The sequence below is a fragment of the Pseudomonas acericola (SeqCode) genome, from assembly GCF_053456465.1.
The window spans coordinates 1-16688 of sequence record NZ_JBRFJB010000009.1; the positions used below are offsets into that span (position 1 = coordinate 1).

The 16688-nt window shown below is 61.1% G+C and carries 13 protein-coding genes and 2 riboswitches; of the genes, 4 read left to right on the forward strand and 9 right to left on the reverse strand.

Annotated features, from left to right (window positions below):
• The 6 genes from ACU688_RS24420 to cobW form a co-directional block, all read right to left on the reverse strand.
• Positions 1–1593: T6SS phospholipase effector Tle1-like catalytic domain-containing protein (locus ACU688_RS24420; protein ID WP_448186694.1), on the reverse strand; the 1593-nt coding region annotated here is incomplete at its 3' end.
• Positions 1581–2042, reverse strand: a complete 462-nt coding sequence (gene tli1a / locus ACU688_RS24425) for a Tli1a family immunity protein (protein WP_448186797.1) — start codon at positions 2040–2042, stop codon at positions 1581–1583. The genes tli1a and ACU688_RS24420, both read right to left, overlap by 13 nt.
• 294 nt (positions 2043–2336) lie before the next feature.
• Entirely contained in the window at positions 2337–2939 is a 603-nt protein-coding gene (locus ACU688_RS24430; RefSeq protein WP_448186695.1) for a vWA domain-containing protein, read from the reverse strand.
• 53 nt (positions 2940–2992) lie between these two features.
• Positions 2993–3991 carry a magnesium chelatase ATPase subunit I gene (locus ACU688_RS24435; RefSeq protein ID WP_448186696.1) on the reverse strand — a complete coding sequence of 333 codons (999 nt, stop codon included), beginning with the start codon at positions 3989–3991 and terminating at the stop codon, positions 2993–2995.
• A 125-nt stretch (positions 3992–4116) separates the two neighbouring features.
• Positions 4117–7878 (reverse strand): cobaltochelatase subunit CobN, encoded by a 3762-nt coding sequence (gene cobN / locus ACU688_RS24440; RefSeq protein WP_448186697.1) that lies wholly within the window; start codon positions 7876–7878, stop codon positions 4117–4119.
• 3 nt (positions 7879–7881) lie between these two features.
• The gene (cobW, locus tag ACU688_RS24445) at positions 7882–8943 is read right to left on the reverse strand and encodes a cobalamin biosynthesis protein CobW (RefSeq protein WP_448186698.1); all 1062 of its coding nucleotides are present in this window, start codon (positions 8941–8943) and stop codon (positions 7882–7884) included.
• 93 nt (positions 8944–9036) lie between these two features.
• Positions 9037–9236: riboswitch (cobalamin riboswitch) on the reverse strand.
• Positions 9237–10005: 769 nt separating this feature from the next.
• Positions 10006–10208, forward strand: a riboswitch (cobalamin riboswitch).
• Between the two features lie 97 nt (positions 10209–10305).
• Between cobW and ACU688_RS24450 the strand changes: the two genes are divergently transcribed.
• From ACU688_RS24450 to cobM, 4 genes are all read left to right on the forward strand, one after another.
• The gene (locus ACU688_RS24450; RefSeq protein WP_012723860.1) at positions 10306–10494 is read left to right on the forward strand and encodes a CbtB domain-containing protein; all 189 of its coding nucleotides are present in this window, start codon (positions 10306–10308) and stop codon (positions 10492–10494) included.
• A gap of 11 nt (positions 10495–10505) precedes the next feature.
• Positions 10506–11210: a CbtA family protein gene (locus ACU688_RS24455; protein WP_448186699.1), complete on the forward strand. Its 705-nt coding sequence runs from the start codon at positions 10506–10508 to the stop codon at positions 11208–11210.
• Positions 11207–11599 (forward strand): cobalamin biosynthesis protein, encoded by a 393-nt coding sequence (locus tag ACU688_RS24460; protein WP_448186700.1) that lies wholly within the window; start codon positions 11207–11209, stop codon positions 11597–11599. The genes ACU688_RS24455 and ACU688_RS24460 overlap by 4 nt, the downstream gene beginning before the upstream one ends.
• Positions 11600–11669: 70 nt before the next feature.
• Positions 11670–12416, forward strand: a complete 747-nt coding sequence (gene cobM, locus ACU688_RS24465) for a precorrin-4 C(11)-methyltransferase (protein WP_448186701.1) — start codon at positions 11670–11672, stop codon at positions 12414–12416.
• 220 nt (positions 12417–12636) lie between these two features.
• Here the strand turns inward: cobM and nfuA are convergent, their stop codons facing one another.
• The 3 genes from nfuA to ACU688_RS24480 form a co-directional block, all read right to left on the reverse strand.
• On the reverse strand, positions 12637–13221 hold the full coding sequence (nfuA, locus tag ACU688_RS24470; RefSeq protein WP_003190728.1) for a Fe-S biogenesis protein NfuA: 585 nt from the start codon (positions 13219–13221) through the stop codon (positions 12637–12639).
• A 59-nt stretch (positions 13222–13280) separates the two neighbouring features.
• A complete protein-coding gene (locus ACU688_RS24475; RefSeq protein WP_448186798.1) occupies positions 13281–14306 on the reverse strand; it encodes an acyltransferase family protein in 1026 nt (341 codons plus the stop codon).
• A gap of 87 nt (positions 14307–14393) precedes the next feature.
• Positions 14394–16685: a fatty acid cis/trans isomerase gene (locus ACU688_RS24480; protein WP_448186702.1), complete on the reverse strand. Its 2292-nt coding sequence runs from the start codon at positions 16683–16685 to the stop codon at positions 14394–14396.
• Positions 16686–16688 lie beyond the last annotated feature (3 nt).

The window sequence follows — 16688 nt, forward strand, 5'->3', positions numbered from 1 at the left end:
ATTCGTGGCGGCTTCGGGTGTTCTCAAGCGCAGGTCGGCGAGGTCTTTTTTATGTTGTTCATAGGCCTTGAGTTGTTCACTGGCCTGGTGAGGCGTGGCTTCCACCGCCTGCTTGAAGAATGGCTGACGCTTGTAACTGTCGTTGGTGCCGTCGCGATCATTGGCGTAACGACCGATGCGCCAGCCGGTGATCCAGGCGAGTTGGTCGGCCAGCACGGCCTCGACGGGGGCGTTAAGCCGCAGGGGCTGGTAGAGCTCGGGGGAATCGGGGATGGGCTCGTCGGCGGGGATGCCGGGCAGGGTTTTGCGCCAGGTGTTGAAACGTTCGACTAGCTGCTCGCTAAGCCCAAACTCTCCATCTGTCGTGGAGCTCATTACCCGCCAGGATTTCTGCGGCTGTAGGGTTTTCGGTAACACCTCCTCCGGCACTTGCAAGGGTGCACCAATAGCAAAAGCCGACGCGTACAAATCATGCAAAACGATTTGCGACACCAATTCCTGGGTGCTACCACGCGCCTTGCCCTGATCGTTCTGCGGATAACCGCCACCGACATCAGAATGAACCCCGGGATACACCACTTCATAGGTGTTGTCGGGATATTGGCCGTCCTCGTTACGAATCGAATCCAACGGAAAGCACGAGCGTTGCTCAAAGGCCGCGACAAAGTGCCGACAACACTTGACCAGGCCCGGCAAACGCTGGGCATCCGGGAGCAGTTGAGTGTCATCAGCCCAATCCATATGCCCGGCAAAAAAAGGGGCCGCATGGGCAATGCCTACCGAAGCGACCGTATCCAGCACCCCGAGAAACTCAACACTGACGGGTAGACCAATCAGGCTCTGCGACGGCCTTTCGGCCCCCGGCGGGGTATCGAACAACTCACTCAACCACGTGACGAACGTGCGCGCCTGTGCGGCGCCACGGGAGAACCCGTAAACATACAGTTTGATACCCAGCACGCGAGGCCTGGCCCTCCCCGTGAGGTCTTGCAATGGCTTAAGCAGTTTGTCCATCGTGCGCCGGCGATTGCCCTTGCCCATAGCAATCATCAGGGGGGCTTTCCAGGTGCTCATGGACCCGACAGCATGCTTTCTTTCAGTTTTGGAAAGGTCCTGCTTTGTCAGGGCAGAGGTCAGCGCATGTACTACAGAAACTAGAGCCCAATTAATTCTGTCCTCACCTCCCGTTGCATACTTCAACCCGCCCTCGCTGTAATCCAGCTCCCCAACCTCGGGAAAAGCCGTTCCGACTCCGGGCATGTAATAAGAAAAATAGCCTCGCGCCTCTGCTTTTTTGCCTCCCAACGACGCATGAAAAAGCTTTGCTATATTGCTGGGATGATTTTTTTTGCTGTCGTTATCATCGTTATTATTGGTGCCATCGAAGAACAGACTGATATGTAAGCTATGACAGCACTCAGAATGCTGTTTGCGTCCATCGCTGTTAGTCATCTGGCGAAAGCGTTTTTCTTCAGATGTCTGCGCTTCATAATTTTCGACTACTTTCAAAGTCTCTCGTGGCAACCGCCCTGCAAGCGGAAAACTGGACGGGGCCCAAACGTTGTTTTTTGAAATCATATTTACTCCGGGCATACAGTAGGCTCCTGCATGTCGTCGGGATATTTAATAGGATAATTGGGTGAGCCATGAGCCCAGCACGACGTAGTAACCTGTACCTGATTACAGGTTAAAAAGTGAACTTTCAGGTCACATGAGTCTGTTCCTGGCCATTCTGGTATATCCACAATGGTGCTATGACGCCGGAATTTTTCTACATGTTGTCGCCATGCGTCCTCGTCAAAGCCATACCCAGTTTCTTTTCGTTTTATTTTCGCATAAGGCTCAGGATCAACCTCCCACTCAATGGCAGCCTTTAAACCAGGTCGCCACACAGCCGGCGTAACCACACAACACGACCGCCCGCCGCCTCCATGCGCCCGATAACCATTCACCGAAAACCAATTAATCCCTCCCGTCGTATGGTTAACCGCCTGTATATTACCCGCTACCATCTCAGGGCCGGCCGCAGAGCAACCAAACATTGACAGCCCCAACAGTACATATACGCCACACACTAATGATTTTCTTAAATTCGCTACTATTATGATTTTCTGCCGCGCCGCAACTTCAGCACAACGAGAAACGGACAAGCCCCAGCGCCAACAGAACACGCTTTTGCAGATATGGAATTTAGAACATGAACTCGACAACACACTGAAAGGCATCCCTTTACTCCTTATCGCGTGAAAGCCCAAAGAGTAAAGAGTTTCTATCAACGATGAATGTCAGAAGATTCGACTTTAAAAGACCGACCCTTCCCAATCTCCCCTCAAAACCTACAAACCATCGATATGCCGGTAATCAATCTTCAGCCCCGAAGCCAGCGCTTGCGCCCGCCCCAACCTGACCGGCCCACGCTCGATATCCACCAACAACCCCGGGCATTCCAACACCGGCAACCCGTCGATAGCCTTGAGTCGTCCATCGGTAATCACCAGCAACCGCTGTTGCTCGGCTGGATAGCGCTTGCGCCGTGCCACCAACCAATGCCCGGCTTCGGTCAGTGCTGCGAGCAGCGGTGTGCCGCCGCCTGCCCCGAGCTGGTCCAGCCAGCCGGTCAGGCCTTTGGCGGCTTTGAGGCCTTGCACTTGCCATTTTGGCGATTGCCCACTGGCCGTCAGCAACGCCATGCGTGCGCGCTGGCGATAGGCGTCGTCAAACAATTGGGCCAACAAGCCCTTCGCATCAGTCAATGCGTGATGGCGGCGGGTGGAGGCCGAGGCGTCGACGATCACCAGCCACAATTCGTGGGCCGAGCGACTGCGTAGGTGAAACAGCAAATCCTCCCGCGACTGCGGGCGGCCGCCCAGCAAGGTGCCGGGCCAGTTGATTGCACCTCGCTGTGCGCTGCGCGCCTTACCCTGCCTGCCGTGGTCCAATCGCCCTGCCTTGGGCCGGGCATCCGCCCCCGCGTCAGGTCGAGGGCGAATGCCTAGGGCTTTTTTGGCCAGGTGGGGACTTCCCGGCGTGCGCCCGTGGGCAAAGCGGGTGCGGGCATGTCGCCCCATTGGCCTTGGCCCGGCGAGGTGTCGCTGGGTTTGGGGGATTGTCCTTGGTGCGGCGGGCTGGTCGGTGGAGATTGCTCCTGGCGACGATGGCGCAAGGCAAACTCCGCGACGGCTTCAATATCTTCCTCGGCGATTGCATCGGCACCGCGCCAGGCCGCGTGGGCACGGGCGCCACGCAGCCAGACCAGGTCCGCACGCAAGCCGTCGACACCCGCGGCAAAACAGCGCTCGGTGATCTGTGCCAAGGCCTGATCATCCAACTCGATGGCATCGAGCCGTGCTCGCGCCTCCGTGCAACGCGCCTGTAGAAGGGCTTGCTGCCCGACCCACTGCGCGCAGAACGCCAGCGGATCGCTGTCGAAGTCCAGGCGGCGACGGATGATCTGCCCGCGCTCCGCCGGCAAGGTCTGCCCGCTCAAGGCCACGTTGAAACCGAAGCGGTCGAGCAATTGCGGGCGCAACTCGCCCTCCTCCGGGTTCATCGTGCCAATCAGTACGAAACGCGCCGAATGGCGATGGGAAATACCGTCACGTTCAATCAGATTGGTACCGCTGGCAGCCACGTCCAGCAGCAGGTCCACCAGGTGGTCGGCCAGCAGATTGACTTCATCGACATACAGCACGCCACCATCGGCCTTGGCCAAGACGCCCGGCGAAAACTGCGCCCGGCCCTCGCCCAGCGCAGCGTCCAGGTCCAAGGTGCCGACCAGGCGTTCTTCTGTCGCACCCAGCGGCAAGGTGACAAACTGGCCGCTGGCCAGCAGGTCAGCCAAACCCCGCGCCAAGGTGGACTTGGCCATGCCGCGCGGGCCTTCGATCAGCACGCCGCCGATCTTCGGATCGATGGCGGTCAGGCACAGCGCCAGTTTCAACTCATCGGCGCCGACCACGGCGGACAGCGGAAAATGGGGAATATCAGTCATGCACACTCTCTTTACGATCGTTCCCACGCTCCCGCGTGGGAACGTATCAATGGACGCTCAGCGTCCGCTCTTGTGACGCAGAGCGTCACGAACTGCATTCCCACGCAGAGCGTGGGAACGATCCATCAGCTGTCTTCTTCTATATCCAGCAACAGGTTTTCCAACGCTTCGCGATAAGCCCCAGGCTCTTGCCACATGCCGCGTTGCTGGGCTTCAAGCATGCGTTCGGTCATGTCGCGCAGGGCATCGGGGTTGTGCTGTTGCACAAAGGCGCGGGTGTCGGGGTCGAGCAAATAAGCATCGGCGAGCAAGGCGTATTGATGATCGTCGATCAGCGCGGTGGTGGCGTCGAAGGCGAACAGGTTGTCCACGGTCGCGGCCATTTCAAACGCGCCTTTATAGCCGTGGCGCTTCACGCCTTCGATCCACTTGGGGTTGGCGGCGCGGGAACGGATCACCCGGTTCAGCTCTTCCTTCAAGGTGCGGATTTTCGGCAAGTCGGGCTGGCTATGGTCGCCATGGTAACTGGCGGCCTTGTCGCCGCTTAGGGTTTCCACGGCGGCGAGCATGCCGCCCTGGAATTGGTAGTAGTCGTTGGAGTCGAGCAGGTCGTGCTCGCGGTTGTCCTGGTTCTGTAAAACGGCTTGCACCTGACTCAAGCGCTGGGCGAATTGTTCGCGGGCGGCGGTGCCTTCATCGGCGCCGCCGTAGGCATAACCGCCCCAGTTCAGGTACACCTCGGCCAGGTCCTCGCGGCTTTGCCACAGGCGACCATCGATCGCACCCTGCACGCCCGCGCCATAGGCCCCGGGCTTGGCGCCAAAGATGCGCCAGCCGGCCTGTTTTGCGGCGGCCTCTTCGTCCAGGCCGGACTGGATCAACGCGGCCCGCTCGCTGCGCACCTTGGCGGCCAGCGGGTTCATGTCGTCCGGTTCATCCAATGCGGCCACCGCCTGCACCGCCGCATCAAACAGGCGGATCAGGTTGGCAAAGGCATCTCGGAAGAAGCCCGACACCCGCAGCGTCACGTCAACCCGTGGGCGGTCCAGCAGGCTGGTCGGCAGGATTTCAAAGTCATCCACCCGCTGGCTGCCGGTCGCCCACACCGGGCGCACGCCCATCAGCGCCATGGCCTGGGCGATATCGTCGCCACCGGTGCGCATGGTGGCGGTGCCCCATACCGACAAACCGAGTTGGCGCAGATGGTCGCCGTGATCCTGCAAGTGCCGCTCAAGAATCAGGTTGGCGGATTGAAAACCGATGCGCCAGGCCGTGGTGGTCGGCAGGTTGCGCACGTCCACGGTGAAGAAGTTACGCCCGGTGGGCAACACATCCAGGCGCCCGCGACTTGGCGCACCGCTTGGCCCCGCCGGCACGAAACGGCCGCCCAGGGCGTCCAGCAAACCACGCATCTCGGCCGGGCCGCAGGCATCCAGCCGCGGCGCGACGACAATGCGCAAGCTCTCGACAACCGCCTTCACGTCCTCCCAACCGGGTTCTTCCAACTGCTCAAGCGGGCCTTCCAGTGCCTGCTCGATCAACCGCGCCGCATACAATTCCAGGCGCTCGCGGGTGTCCCCGGCGGTGCGCCACAACTGCGGATCGATGCTTTGCAACACCTGCGGACGGCGCCCGGTCCAGGGTTCGGCGAGTGCGCAATCCAACGGATCAAAGCCCAGCTCGAACGCCTTGGCCAATACCCGCAGCAAACTCGATTGCGCGCCACGCCCGTCGCCACGGGGGATGCGCAACAACGCGAGCAGCGTATCGATGCGCAAGCGGCCCTCAGGCGACTCACCAAAGATATGCAGGCCATCGCGGATCTGCGACTCCTTCAGATCACACAGGTACGTGTCGAGGCGCGGCAGCCAGATGGCGGCATCGGCATCGTTGTCTAGCTCAAGCTCCTGGTCGATACGGGTTTCACGCACCAGCTTGAGGATGTCTTTTTGCAGCTCAAGCGCGCGGCGCGGGTCAAGTAGCTGCGCTTCGTAATATTCGTCGGCCAACAGCTCCAGGTCGCGCAATGGCCCGTAGGTTTCGGCGCGGGTCAGCGGCGGCATCAGGTGGTCGATGATCACCGCCTGGGTGCGCCGCTTGGCCTGGGCGCCCTCGCCCGGATCGTTGACGATAAACGGGTAGATATTCGGCAATGGTCCCAGTAGCGCGTCGGGCCAGCAGTGTTGCGACAGGCCAACGCCCTTGCCCGGCAGCCATTCCAGGTTGCCATGCTTGCCGACGTGGATCACGCCGTGGGCGCCGTAGGTGTGGCGCAGCCAGAAATAGAACGCCAGGTAGCCGTGGGGCGGCACTAGATCCGGGTCGTGATACACCGCGCTGGCGTCCACCTGGTAACCCCGCGCCGGCTGGATGCCGACGAAGGTCAGGCCCAGGCGCAGGCCGGCGATCATCATGCGGCCGTCGCGGCACATCGGATCGTTATGGGGCGTGCCCCAGCGCTCGATAACCGCTTGGCGGTTGGCTTCGGGCAAGCGCTTGAACATCGCCTCGTAGTCTTCCAGGCCCAAGCTTTGGTGGCATGGGCGCAGGTCGAGGCTGTCGAGGTCGTTGGTCACGCCGCCGAGCAAGTCATGGATCAGCGCCGTGCCGCTCTGCGGCAAGTCGGCAGGCAGCGGATACCCTTCGGCTTGCAGGGCGCGCAGGATATTCAACGCCGCTGCCGGTGTGTCCAGGCCAACACCGTTGCCGATCCGGCCATCGCGGGTCGGGTAGTTGGCGAGGATCAGCGCGATGCGTTTTTTGCGATTGGGCACCCGCGCCAATTCGACCCAACGCCGCGCCAGCTCGGCGACAAAATCCATGCGCTCGGGCGCGGCGCGATAACACACCACATCCGACTGGCTGCGCTCACTGCGCCAGGCCAGGTCCTTGAAACTGATCGGCCGGCTGATAATGCGCCCGTCCAGCTCGGGCAAGGCGATATGCATCGCCAAGTCGCGCGGGCCGAGGCCTTGCTCGCTGGCTTGCCAGCCCGGTTCGTTGTCTTGGGCGCAAATCGCCTGGATCACCGGGATATTGCGGCGAAACGGCCGTAAATGCGGTGCTTCAGGGCTGGATTGGGCAAAACCGGTGGTGTTCAGGATCACCGCCGCGCCCACTTCATCCAGCAGGTCCTCGACCACCGTCAGGCAGCCAGGCTCTTTCAAACTGGCCACCGCCATCGGCAACGGGTTAAGGCCCGCCGCCTGCAAGCGTTGGCAGAACACATCGATAAACCCGGTATTGGCGGCCTGCAAATGGGAGCGGTAGAACAGCACCGCCGCCACCGGCCATTCGGCGTGCCAGTCCGCCTGCCAGTCACTCAGGCGAGCGTTGGCGTTATGCGGGTGATAAATCGCCGTGCGCGGCAAAGTTTGCGGCTCGGCCCAGGCGTAGTCGCGCGCCAGGTAAGTACTGGCCAAGCAGCGATAGAAATCCAGCGCATTGCCCAAGCCGCCCTGGCGCAGGAAGTGCCACAGGCGGTCGCGCTCTTGCGCACCCACGGTGCTCAGCCCGCTGAGTTCCGGGTCCGGGCGATCATCCCCCGGCACCAAAATCAGCTGCACGCCGCGCTCGGCCAATTCCACCAGCCGCTCGATACCGTAACGCCAATAACCGATGCCACCATGCAGCGAGATCAGGATGACCTTGGCATGACGCAGCACTTCATCAACGTATAAGTCGACCGAAGCGTGGTTCTGCACCTGCATCGGGTTGGCCAGGCGCAGGCTCGGGTAGTCGTCGGGCAACTGCTGGGCCGCCTCGGCCAGCAGCGCCAGGCTGGAATCACCGCTGCACAGGATCACCAGTTCAGCAGGGGTTTGGCCAAGGTCGGCAATATTGTCGTCCGAGACGAAACCACCGGGCTGGGTCCTGAGCAGGTGCATGGGTTAAACGCTGAGGGCGGCGCGCAATTGCGCTTCGAGGCCCGCTGCGTCGAGGTCTTGACCGATCAGCACCAGGCGGGTGATGCGTGCTTCTTCAGCGCCCCAAGCGCGGTCGAAATGCTTGTCGAAACGCGTGCCCACGCCCTGGATCAGCAGGCGCATCGGCTTGTTCGGGATCGCCGCGAAACCTTTGACACGCAGGATGCCGTGTTGCACCACCAGTTGGGTCAGGGCGTCGAGCAGCAGCGCTTCGTCGGCTTGCGGCAGATCGATGGAGATCGAATCGAAGGCGTCGTGATCGTGATCGTCTTCACCTTCGTGGTGGTGATCGTGATGGCTGTGGCGGCCGTCGATATGCTCCTCGGAGCCGGCGCCCAGACCGATCAGCACGTCCAACGGCAGGCGACCGCTGCTGGCTTCGATGATCTTGACCGCTGGCGGCAGTTCTTCGGCCACTTCCAGGCGCACGCGGGCCAGGTCTTCGGCGCTGATCAGGTCGGATTTGTTGAGGATCACCAGGTCGGCGCTGGCCAGTTGGTCGGCGAACAGCTCGTGCAGTGGCGATTCGTGGTCCAGGTTCGGGTCGAGTTTGCGCTGGGCATCCACTTGATCCGGGAACGCGGCGAAAGTGCCGGCGGCCACGGCCGGGCTGTCGACCACGGTGATCACTGCGTCAACGGTGCAGGCGCTTCGGATTTCCGGCCACTGGAAGGCTTGTACCAGCGGCTTTGGCAGGGCCAGGCCGGAGGTTTCGATGAGGATGTGGTCGAGGTCGCCACGACGGGCGACCAATTCGCGCATCACCGGGAAGAATTCTTCCTGCACGGTGCAGCACAGGCAGCCGTTGGCCAGCTCATACACGCGGCCGTTGGCTTCTTCCTCGGTACAACCGATGGAGCACTGCTTGAGGATTTCACCGTCAATGCCCAACTCGCCGAACTCGTTTACGATCACCGCAATACGGCGGCCCTGAGCGTTGTCGAGCATATGGCGCAGCAAGGTGGTTTTGCCCGAGCCGAGAAAGCCGGTAACGATGGTGACGGGGAGTTTGGCCAGTGTTTTCATCGGATGCCCTTGGGGGCGGGCATACGGGACGATAGGCCCTGCGACGGCGCGCAGCAGCGGTTTTCGTCACCGGATCACCCCGCCCGGTTGAATTGAAAAATCGGTTGCGAGGCAGGTCTCCTGGCTTGGGGCTTGCAGGTCTTGCGACCGGCGCTGATTGCGCCTTCCCGCCGGTTTGGCAGTGGCGTGGCAGTCAGATGAACCCTTTACAGTTGCGGGGGCAGCCGCGGCTTGGACCGCGTTCCCTTCTTAGCTTCGGCCTGGGCTGAAGAACCTCGAGGGTGCAAGGCTACGCAGTGCTTGGGGGATGGTCAATGATGGGCTGGGTCTGGTTTGGTTTGGTTTGGTTTGGTTTGTGTACATATCCGTTGCTGCGGTAACGGCCACTTAGGGTTCCGCCCTTACGGCGGGTCACTTTTGGAAAAGAGCCCCAAAAGTAACCAAAAGGGCTCTTGCCCCAACACTCGGCACCTCGCCTAGGCTCGGTGTGCCCAAGATCAAAAACACAGCGAGGCGGCCTAGTAGCCGACCTGATCGTTGAAGCGTGCGCGTTTCCCTGTGGGAGCTGGCTTGCCTGCGATGGCATCAACTCGGTTTGCCTGATGTACCGAGGTGTCTGCATCGCAGGCAAGCCAGCTCCCACATTTTTAACCGAGATCGACAGGACAAATACCGGTCGGCTCTAAGGCCGCCGCGCTCTTGCTTTTGATCTCACTTGCCCCGTCAAACACGCTGGCCGAACGCAGGCTTGAATCCGTGGGCAACCCGGCAGGACGCCGGGTTAGCCGTCCTGGGCCAGGGATGGCCCATGACGGCGGCCCACGGATTCAAGCCTTCGTTCGGGCACACCGAGCCTAGGCGAGGTGCCGAGTGTTGGGGCAAGAGCCCTTTGGTTACTTTGGGGCTTTTCCAAAGTGACCCGCCGTAAGGGCGGAACCCTAAGTGGCCGCAACCTAAATAACGGATATGTACACCACCACCACCACCACCACCACCACCAAAAACCACCAAAAACCGCCAAAACCCACATCCCAATTGACTCCCCTCCCACCCCCATGCTCTCCTACACATCTTGTTTCGGGTGCCCTGCAAAGGGTGAAACGGGAAACCGGTGCGTCATAGCGATATGACCAGTCCGGTGCTGCCCCCGCAACGGTAAGCGAGCGAAACGTCATATCCACTGTGCCAGACAGCATGGGAAGGCGACGTTTTCAGGCATTGAGCCCCTCGCAAGCCCGGAGACCGGCCCGAAAAAATCAGATAACAAACCCGCGGTGGGCGGGCGCTGTTCAGAACCCTGCGTGCCTGGCTCGCGGGGTTTTCATGCGCTCGCTTCACCCTGACACCTGAAAGGGACGCGCCATGTCGATCATCAGCAGCACCTCGCACTCCGCCAGCAGCACCTCTACCTTGAGCCAACGCCTGACCGCCGCCATCGGTGCGTCGATCCTCGGCGCGTGCCTGGTGTATTTCGCCGGTTTCTCCCATATCGAGGCCGTGCACAACGCCGCCCATGATACCCGCCACAGCGCCGCGTTCCCGTGCCACTGAGACCTGCCGACATGATCAAGCGTATTGCGCAAACCGCAGGTTTCACCGGCTTGCTGGCCGCCCTGCTGCTGACCCTGCTGCAAAGCTTCTGGGTCGCCCCGCTGATTTTGCAGGCGGAAACCTTTGAAAAAGCCCCGGCCGCCACCGAAGTGGTGCATGAGCACGCCGCTGGTGCCGCCGCCCACACCCATGACGCCGAAGCCTGGGAGCCGGAAGACGGCTGGCAGCGCGTGCTGTCCACCACCGGTGGCAACCTGGTGGTGGCCGTCGGTTTTGCACTGATGCTGGCCGGCCTGTACACCCTGCGTGCACCGACTCGCACCGCCCAAGGGCTGCTGTGGGGTTTGGCCGGTTACGCAACCTTTGTGCTGGCACCCACCCTGGGCCTGCCACCTGAGTTGCCAGGCACGGCTGCCGCCGACCTCGCACTGCGCCAGACCTGGTGGATCGGTACCGCAGCGTCCACCGCGGCCGGTATCGCGCTGATTGTATTCGGGCGCAACTGGCTGCTTAAAGCGCTGGGCGCAGCGATCCTGGTAGTGCCCCATGTAATTGGCGCACCGCAACCGGAAGTGCATTCGATGCTCGCACCCGAAGCCCTTGAAGCACAGTTCAAGATCGCTTCGCAGCTGACCAACGTCGTCTTCTGGCTGGCGTTGGGCCTGATCAGCGCCTGGTTGTTCCGCCGCAACCGTGACGATCAATACTCGGCATGACCCTGGTGGTCGGCCTGGGTTGCCAGCGGGGTTGTGAGGTTCACACCCTGCTGGGCCTGCTTGAATCCGCCCTCGCCGAGGGCGGTATCGAGCGTCACCGCATCACCGCGTTGGCGAGTATCGACCGCAAAAGCGATGAACCCGGATTGCTGGCCCTGGCCGCGCAGTTGAATCTGCCACTCCATTGCTTCAACGCTATGCAGTTGGCGGCGTATGCCGACCGCCTGAGCCACAAATCCGCGATCGCCTTCGCCCATACCGGCTGTTACGGGATTGCCGAAAGCGCTGCGCTGGCCGTGGCGGAACACCTCGCCGGCAGCCCTGCCCGCCTACTGATCACCCGTAAAAAAACCGCCCAGGCCACCTTTGCCTTGGCGTGCGCCGACTAAAAACCCGATAATCGGCCTTCTCGATCATGAGCAATCTTCATGCTCGCCCGTTTTTCAACAGGAATTCTCCATGACCGTCTACTTCATCGGCGCCGGCCCCGGCGACCCGGAATTGATCACCGTCAAAGGCCAGCGGCTGATCCGCAGTTGCCCGGTGATTATCTATGCCGGCTCGCTGGTGCCTGCGGCGGTACTGGAAGGCCATCAGGCAGAAACCCTGGTCAACAGCGCCGAACTGCACCTGGAACAGATCATCGATTTGATCAAGGCGGCCCATGCAAACGGCCAGGATGTGGCGCGCGTGCATTCCGGTGATCCGAGCCTGTACGGGGCGATTGGCGAGCAGATCCGCCATTTGCGCCAGCTGGGCATCCCGTTTCAGATCATCCCTGGCGTGACGGCGGTCGCCGCCTGCGCGGCGCTGCTGGAGGCAGAGTTGACCCTGCCGGATATCGCCCAGAGCGTGATCCTCACCCGCTATGCCGATAAAACCAGCATGCCAGCCGGTGAGGATTTCGACAGCCTGGCCCGCCACGGCACGACCATGGCGATTCACTTGGGGGTCAATCATCTGGAGAAAATCGTCGCTGAACTGCTGCCGCACTATGGCGCGGACTGCCCGATTGCGGTGGTGCATCGGGCGACGTGGCCGGACCAGGACTGGGCGGTTGGCACGCTGAGTGATATTGCCGAGAAGGTTGCAGCCAAGGGGTTTCGGCGTACGGCGTTGATCGTGGTGGGCCGGGTGTTGGCCAGTGAAAACTTTAGCGAGTCGTCGCTGTACCGGGCCGGCCACGCACACCTCTACCGCCCCTGAGCAATCCAGAGATCAATGCAACCCCCTGCGGGAGCCGGGCTTGCCCGCGATGGCGTTGTGTCAGGCAGTACATGGGTCTGCTGATGTACCGCTATCGCAGGCAAGCCAGCTCCCACAGTTGATCTGCTTTGTTAGGTAGATAGCGCAAGACACTGAAAAACAAGCATAAAAAAACGGCGCTCACGGGGCGCCGTTTTTTTCTTCGCAGTGAACGCCTTACTCAGTAGTAGGCGTTTTCTTTCTGCGTGTGGTCAGTCACGTCACGGACACCCTTGAGCTCTGGAATACGCTCCAACAGGGTGCGCTCGATGCCTTCGCGCAGGGTCACGTCCGCTTGGCCGCAACCCTGGCAGCCGCCGCCGAACTTGAGCACGGCGATGCCGTCGTCCACGACGTCGATCAGGCTGACCTGACCGCCGTGGCTGGCCAAGCCTGGGTTGATCTCGGTTTGCAGGTAGTAGTTGATGCGCTCGTTCACCGGGCTGTCGGCGTTGACGTTGGGCACCTTGGCGTTGGGCGCCTTGATGGTCAACTGGCCGCCCATGCGATCGGTGGCGTAGTCAACCACAGCGTCATCAAGGAAGGCTTCGCTGAAGGCATCGATGTAGGCGGTGAAGCTTTTCAGCCCCAGCGCAGTGTCTTCAGGTTTTTCTTCCCCAGGCTTGCAGTAGGCAATGCACGTCTCGGCGTACTGGGTGCCAGGCTGGGTGATAAAGACGCGGATACCGATACCCGGGGTGTTCTGCTTGGACAGCAGGTCAGCCAGGTAATCGTGGGCGGCGTCGGTAATGGTTATGGCAGTCATGGAAACTCCTCACAGGCTTGCCGGCAGTTTACGCCAAAATATTACGCAGGTACAAAGTCCTAGTATTTTTGTCGGGAAAGGACGACTGGGCCGTCCACGCCAAGCCAATGTTTGAGCCTGTGATAGGTGGCCCTTTCGAGCCATTGGTAGCTGCCATAAGCGCCAAATGCGGTGACCAAGAGGCAAACCGGCAACATCGTATAGGGATCTATTCCCAGGCGTTCGCCGAACCATCGCCCAGCGCACAGCACCATGGTGTGGAGCAAATACACCGAGTAGGAGCAATCCCCCAGCAGCTTCAACAAACGCGAACCGCGGAACCAAGGCTCCAGCGTCACGAAACTGATGACCAATATCGCGCTGGGCACACCCCACTCCAACGAACGTGGCAAATCCGCTCCGTGATAAATCGCCGCTGACGCTGCCACGACCCCCAGCAACGGCAGCCACGGCCTCGCCCGACAGAATCCGCGGCGGTAGAGCATGCCGATCACGATGCCCATCAAGAATTCAATGACGATGTCATTCTGATAAAACCCGCTGGCCAGGTTGGTGGCGGGAGTGATCACGTAGCACACCAGATACAGCAGTGCCGCCACCACCCACAACCGATAAGAGCTACGCACCAGCAAGGCAAAGGCGAACAGCAGATAAAACAGCATCTCGAAGTTCAGGGTCCACCCGACGTCCACCAGCGGATAGACGCCAAAGCCCCCAGGGTTTTGCGCAGGGATAAACAGCAGCGACAAGAGCAGATGACTCGGCACAAGATGGGTTTCTGCAAACATCGATGGCAACGCCACCAACAGCAAGGCCATGACAAAGGTATAGAACCAATACGCCGGAGCGATCCTGGCCACACGCATCAGCATGAAACGCCAAGGGGTCAGCGCTTTGTCGGCGGTCGCGAGGAAAATCACCAAGCCGCTGATGACAAAGAACACATCCACCCCAATGCCGCCCTTGTCGGCGAACAGGTAGGCCAGCGGATTATCTACCTCAAAATTGAAAAACACCTGGGTGAAGTGATGCCCCACCACCACCCATGCCGCCAAGGCCCGAAGCGCCTGCACTGAAATCAACATCATCGGCGTACCTTTTCCAAGTCCTGCGAGGTAGACATCCGACTGCTTCAGCGCCCGCTTGGAGAGATGACCGGATCACACTCCTAGTTATAGGTTCTCATAGCGGTTCATGTCCAACACGCCCTCTTCTACCGGGGTGGTTTCGCGGATGTACTGCGACAGATCGTGGAAGTACTGCCAAAACAACGGATGACTGCGGCGCACGCCCCAGCGATCGACGATTTTCTCAAAGCGCTTGGCATCCTTGGCCCGTTCCATTTCAGCGACGAACTCGGGCACGTCCTGTGCCGCAATGTTGAACATGAAGTTCGGATAGCTGCTGAGTACGCCAGGGTAGATGGTCACCGTATCCAAGCCGGGCTGGTAGCGATAGGCCTCACCCAACAGGAAGGCGACGTTACTGTGGGCTCGATTGCGCAGCATGCTGTAGACCACACGTTTGCCGCTGGCGGTTTCGACACGCAGCATGGTCGCTTCGGGCAGTTGGTCAATGACCTTGAGGCCCGCCGCCGGGCGTGATGTCAGGCGGCTTAGCGCTTGCTCGGCGTCTTGCAAGGCCGGGTCGATGCCATCACGCGAACAGAAGGCGCCCGCGCAACGGTTGATCGGGTCCGGGCTGGCATTCAGGTCGCCGTAGCGGGCGAGCAACTGGTTGGCGAAGTCGCGTTTCGGGTCCTTGGCGTCCAGGTGCAGGCCGGTGGGCTTGTCGTCGTCAATGGCTTCGTAGTCCAGCCACAGCTTGAGTTTGCCGCTGTTCTGGTACCAGTCATCAAGGAAGTCATCGCGGGAATTCGCCGGCATCAGGCGTAGGAAGTTCTGCTCGGCGCCGTTGCGGATCAGGTCGAAATACAGCCGCGTCTGGGCCTGGTGCGAGACATTGCCAAACACATCGAAATTCACCGCCAGCTGATAATAGGTGCGCTCCAGCAGCGGGTAGTCGAACAGCCACAGGGTTTGCGGGACTTCGCCGATCAAGCCCTTGTTCACCGAGGCGCTGTCAAAATGGCGGAAGATGCTCAGCAAGGCATTGTCATTGCCGGCCCACAGGCTCGACCAACTCGGCGGCGGCACATCGGCATAGCTGTCGCGGCGCAGGGCCTCGTATTCGTTGCGCTTGTCACGGTAGGCCAGCCACAGGCTCAGCACACTGCCCACATCATCGTTCTGCCCCGGCATGGCCAGCAAGGGCGTGGCCTGGCCGCGATAGCGCGCATCGGTGATGTACAGGTCGTGGTCGGGGTCCTGGAACAGGGTCCAGAAGTTGTCGCGGATCACATCCGTAGCGATCTGCCCACGGCACACCGGCCCGCGAATGAACGTGCGCACGAAGTATTCGGCGTTATCCAGCATGAACTGGTAACGCGCCTTGGCCGGGATCGCTTCGAAGGTTTCGAACGGGTTGGCGCGACGGCCCGGGCCATACCCCGGCAAGGCGTTGACCTGCCAGTTGCCGGCGTAGAACAGCTCCTTGATGCGCGTCATCTTCTCGGCACTGAACGGGTACGTGATGTGGGTTTTATGCACGATCACGCCCTGCACCGGCCACAGGCGGTAATACACGCGGGTGCCCGGATCATCGTTCGGCCGACGGGTGGCGATCAGGTCAATCGGCTGGCCACTGGGCGTGCGCGAACGCACCCACTGGAAGAAATGCCCCGGCTCACCATTTTCAAAGTAGATGTGCGCCAGGAACAGATGCTCGAACAACCAGCGCGCCACCAGGCTTTCCCGGGCGCCAGGCTGGTTGAGCAGGTTTTCCCACTGCTGCACTTGCAGGGCTTCCTTGGCGCTGGGCGCCAGGCCTTGTTCGTCAATCGGCGCGCCGGACGCCAGCCAGCGTTGCAACGTTTGATATTGCTGGTCGGTCAGGCCGGTGACGGCCAACGGCATGCCTTCCCTGGGATGGGCACCGGCGTAGGCGTTGAACTCGCCGGGCGTGGCGCACATGTTTTCGCGATTGAGCCCCAGCACGATCTCTTCGGGTAACTTGGCATTGGGTTGCAGCGGCGCGTTGTGGCCCAGCTCCAGCATGCGTGCCATCAGCGCCGCCTGGCTGCCCTGGGCGTCCAGCACCGAATAGAAGCCCTTCTGCTGCCAGGCTTGCTTGCCAAAGGCGTCGTAGAACAGGCGCGTGGTCGGCGTGGCCTGGCTGCGCTCGCCGTCGTACACCGGCATTTTGCTCGCACCACGGGCCGCGCCCTCGGCACTGCCCAGGTTGAGTTGGCACGCGGAGTCGTAGCAGGCGTGGCACGCCACACACTTCTCGGTGAAGATCGGCTGCACATCGCGGGTGTAGGAAATCGCCGGGGCGGGACTTGCGGCCTGGGCGGTGCTGGCGATCAAGGCCAGGACGGCGCTGACGATAAGACGAAATGACATGTA

Excerpts from the sequence above, each read along its gene's own strand:
- cobM (WP_448186701.1), top strand. The coding sequence starts at position 11,670 with ATGACCGTCTACTTCATCGGCGCCGGCCCCGGCGACCCGGAATTGATC.
- cobN (WP_448186697.1), bottom strand. The coding sequence starts at position 7,878 with ATGCACCTGCTCAGGACCCAGCCCGGTGGTTTCGTCTCGGACGACAAT.
- ACU688_RS24435 (WP_448186696.1), bottom strand. The coding sequence starts at position 3,991 with ATGACTGATATTCCCCATTTTCCGCTGTCCGCCGTGGTCGGCGCCGAT.
- ACU688_RS24455 (WP_448186699.1), top strand. The coding sequence starts at position 10,506 with ATGATCAAGCGTATTGCGCAAACCGCAGGTTTCACCGGCTTGCTGGCC.
- ACU688_RS24460 (WP_448186700.1), top strand. The coding sequence starts at position 11,207 with ATGACCCTGGTGGTCGGCCTGGGTTGCCAGCGGGGTTGTGAGGTTCAC.
- nfuA (WP_003190728.1), bottom strand. The coding sequence starts at position 13,221 with ATGACTGCCATAACCATTACCGACGCCGCCCACGATTACCTGGCTGAC.
- ACU688_RS24450 (WP_012723860.1), top strand. The coding sequence starts at position 10,306 with ATGTCGATCATCAGCAGCACCTCGCACTCCGCCAGCAGCACCTCTACC.
- cobW (WP_448186698.1), bottom strand. The coding sequence starts at position 8,943 with ATGAAAACACTGGCCAAACTCCCCGTCACCATCGTTACCGGCTTTCTC.
- ACU688_RS24480 (WP_448186702.1), bottom strand. The coding sequence starts at position 16,685 with ATGTCATTTCGTCTTATCGTCAGCGCCGTCCTGGCCTTGATCGCCAGC.
- tli1a (WP_448186797.1), bottom strand. The coding sequence starts at position 2,042 with ATGTTTGGTTGCTCTGCGGCCGGCCCTGAGATGGTAGCGGGTAATATA.
- ACU688_RS24475 (WP_448186798.1), bottom strand. The coding sequence starts at position 14,306 with ATGTTGATTTCAGTGCAGGCGCTTCGGGCCTTGGCGGCATGGGTGGTG.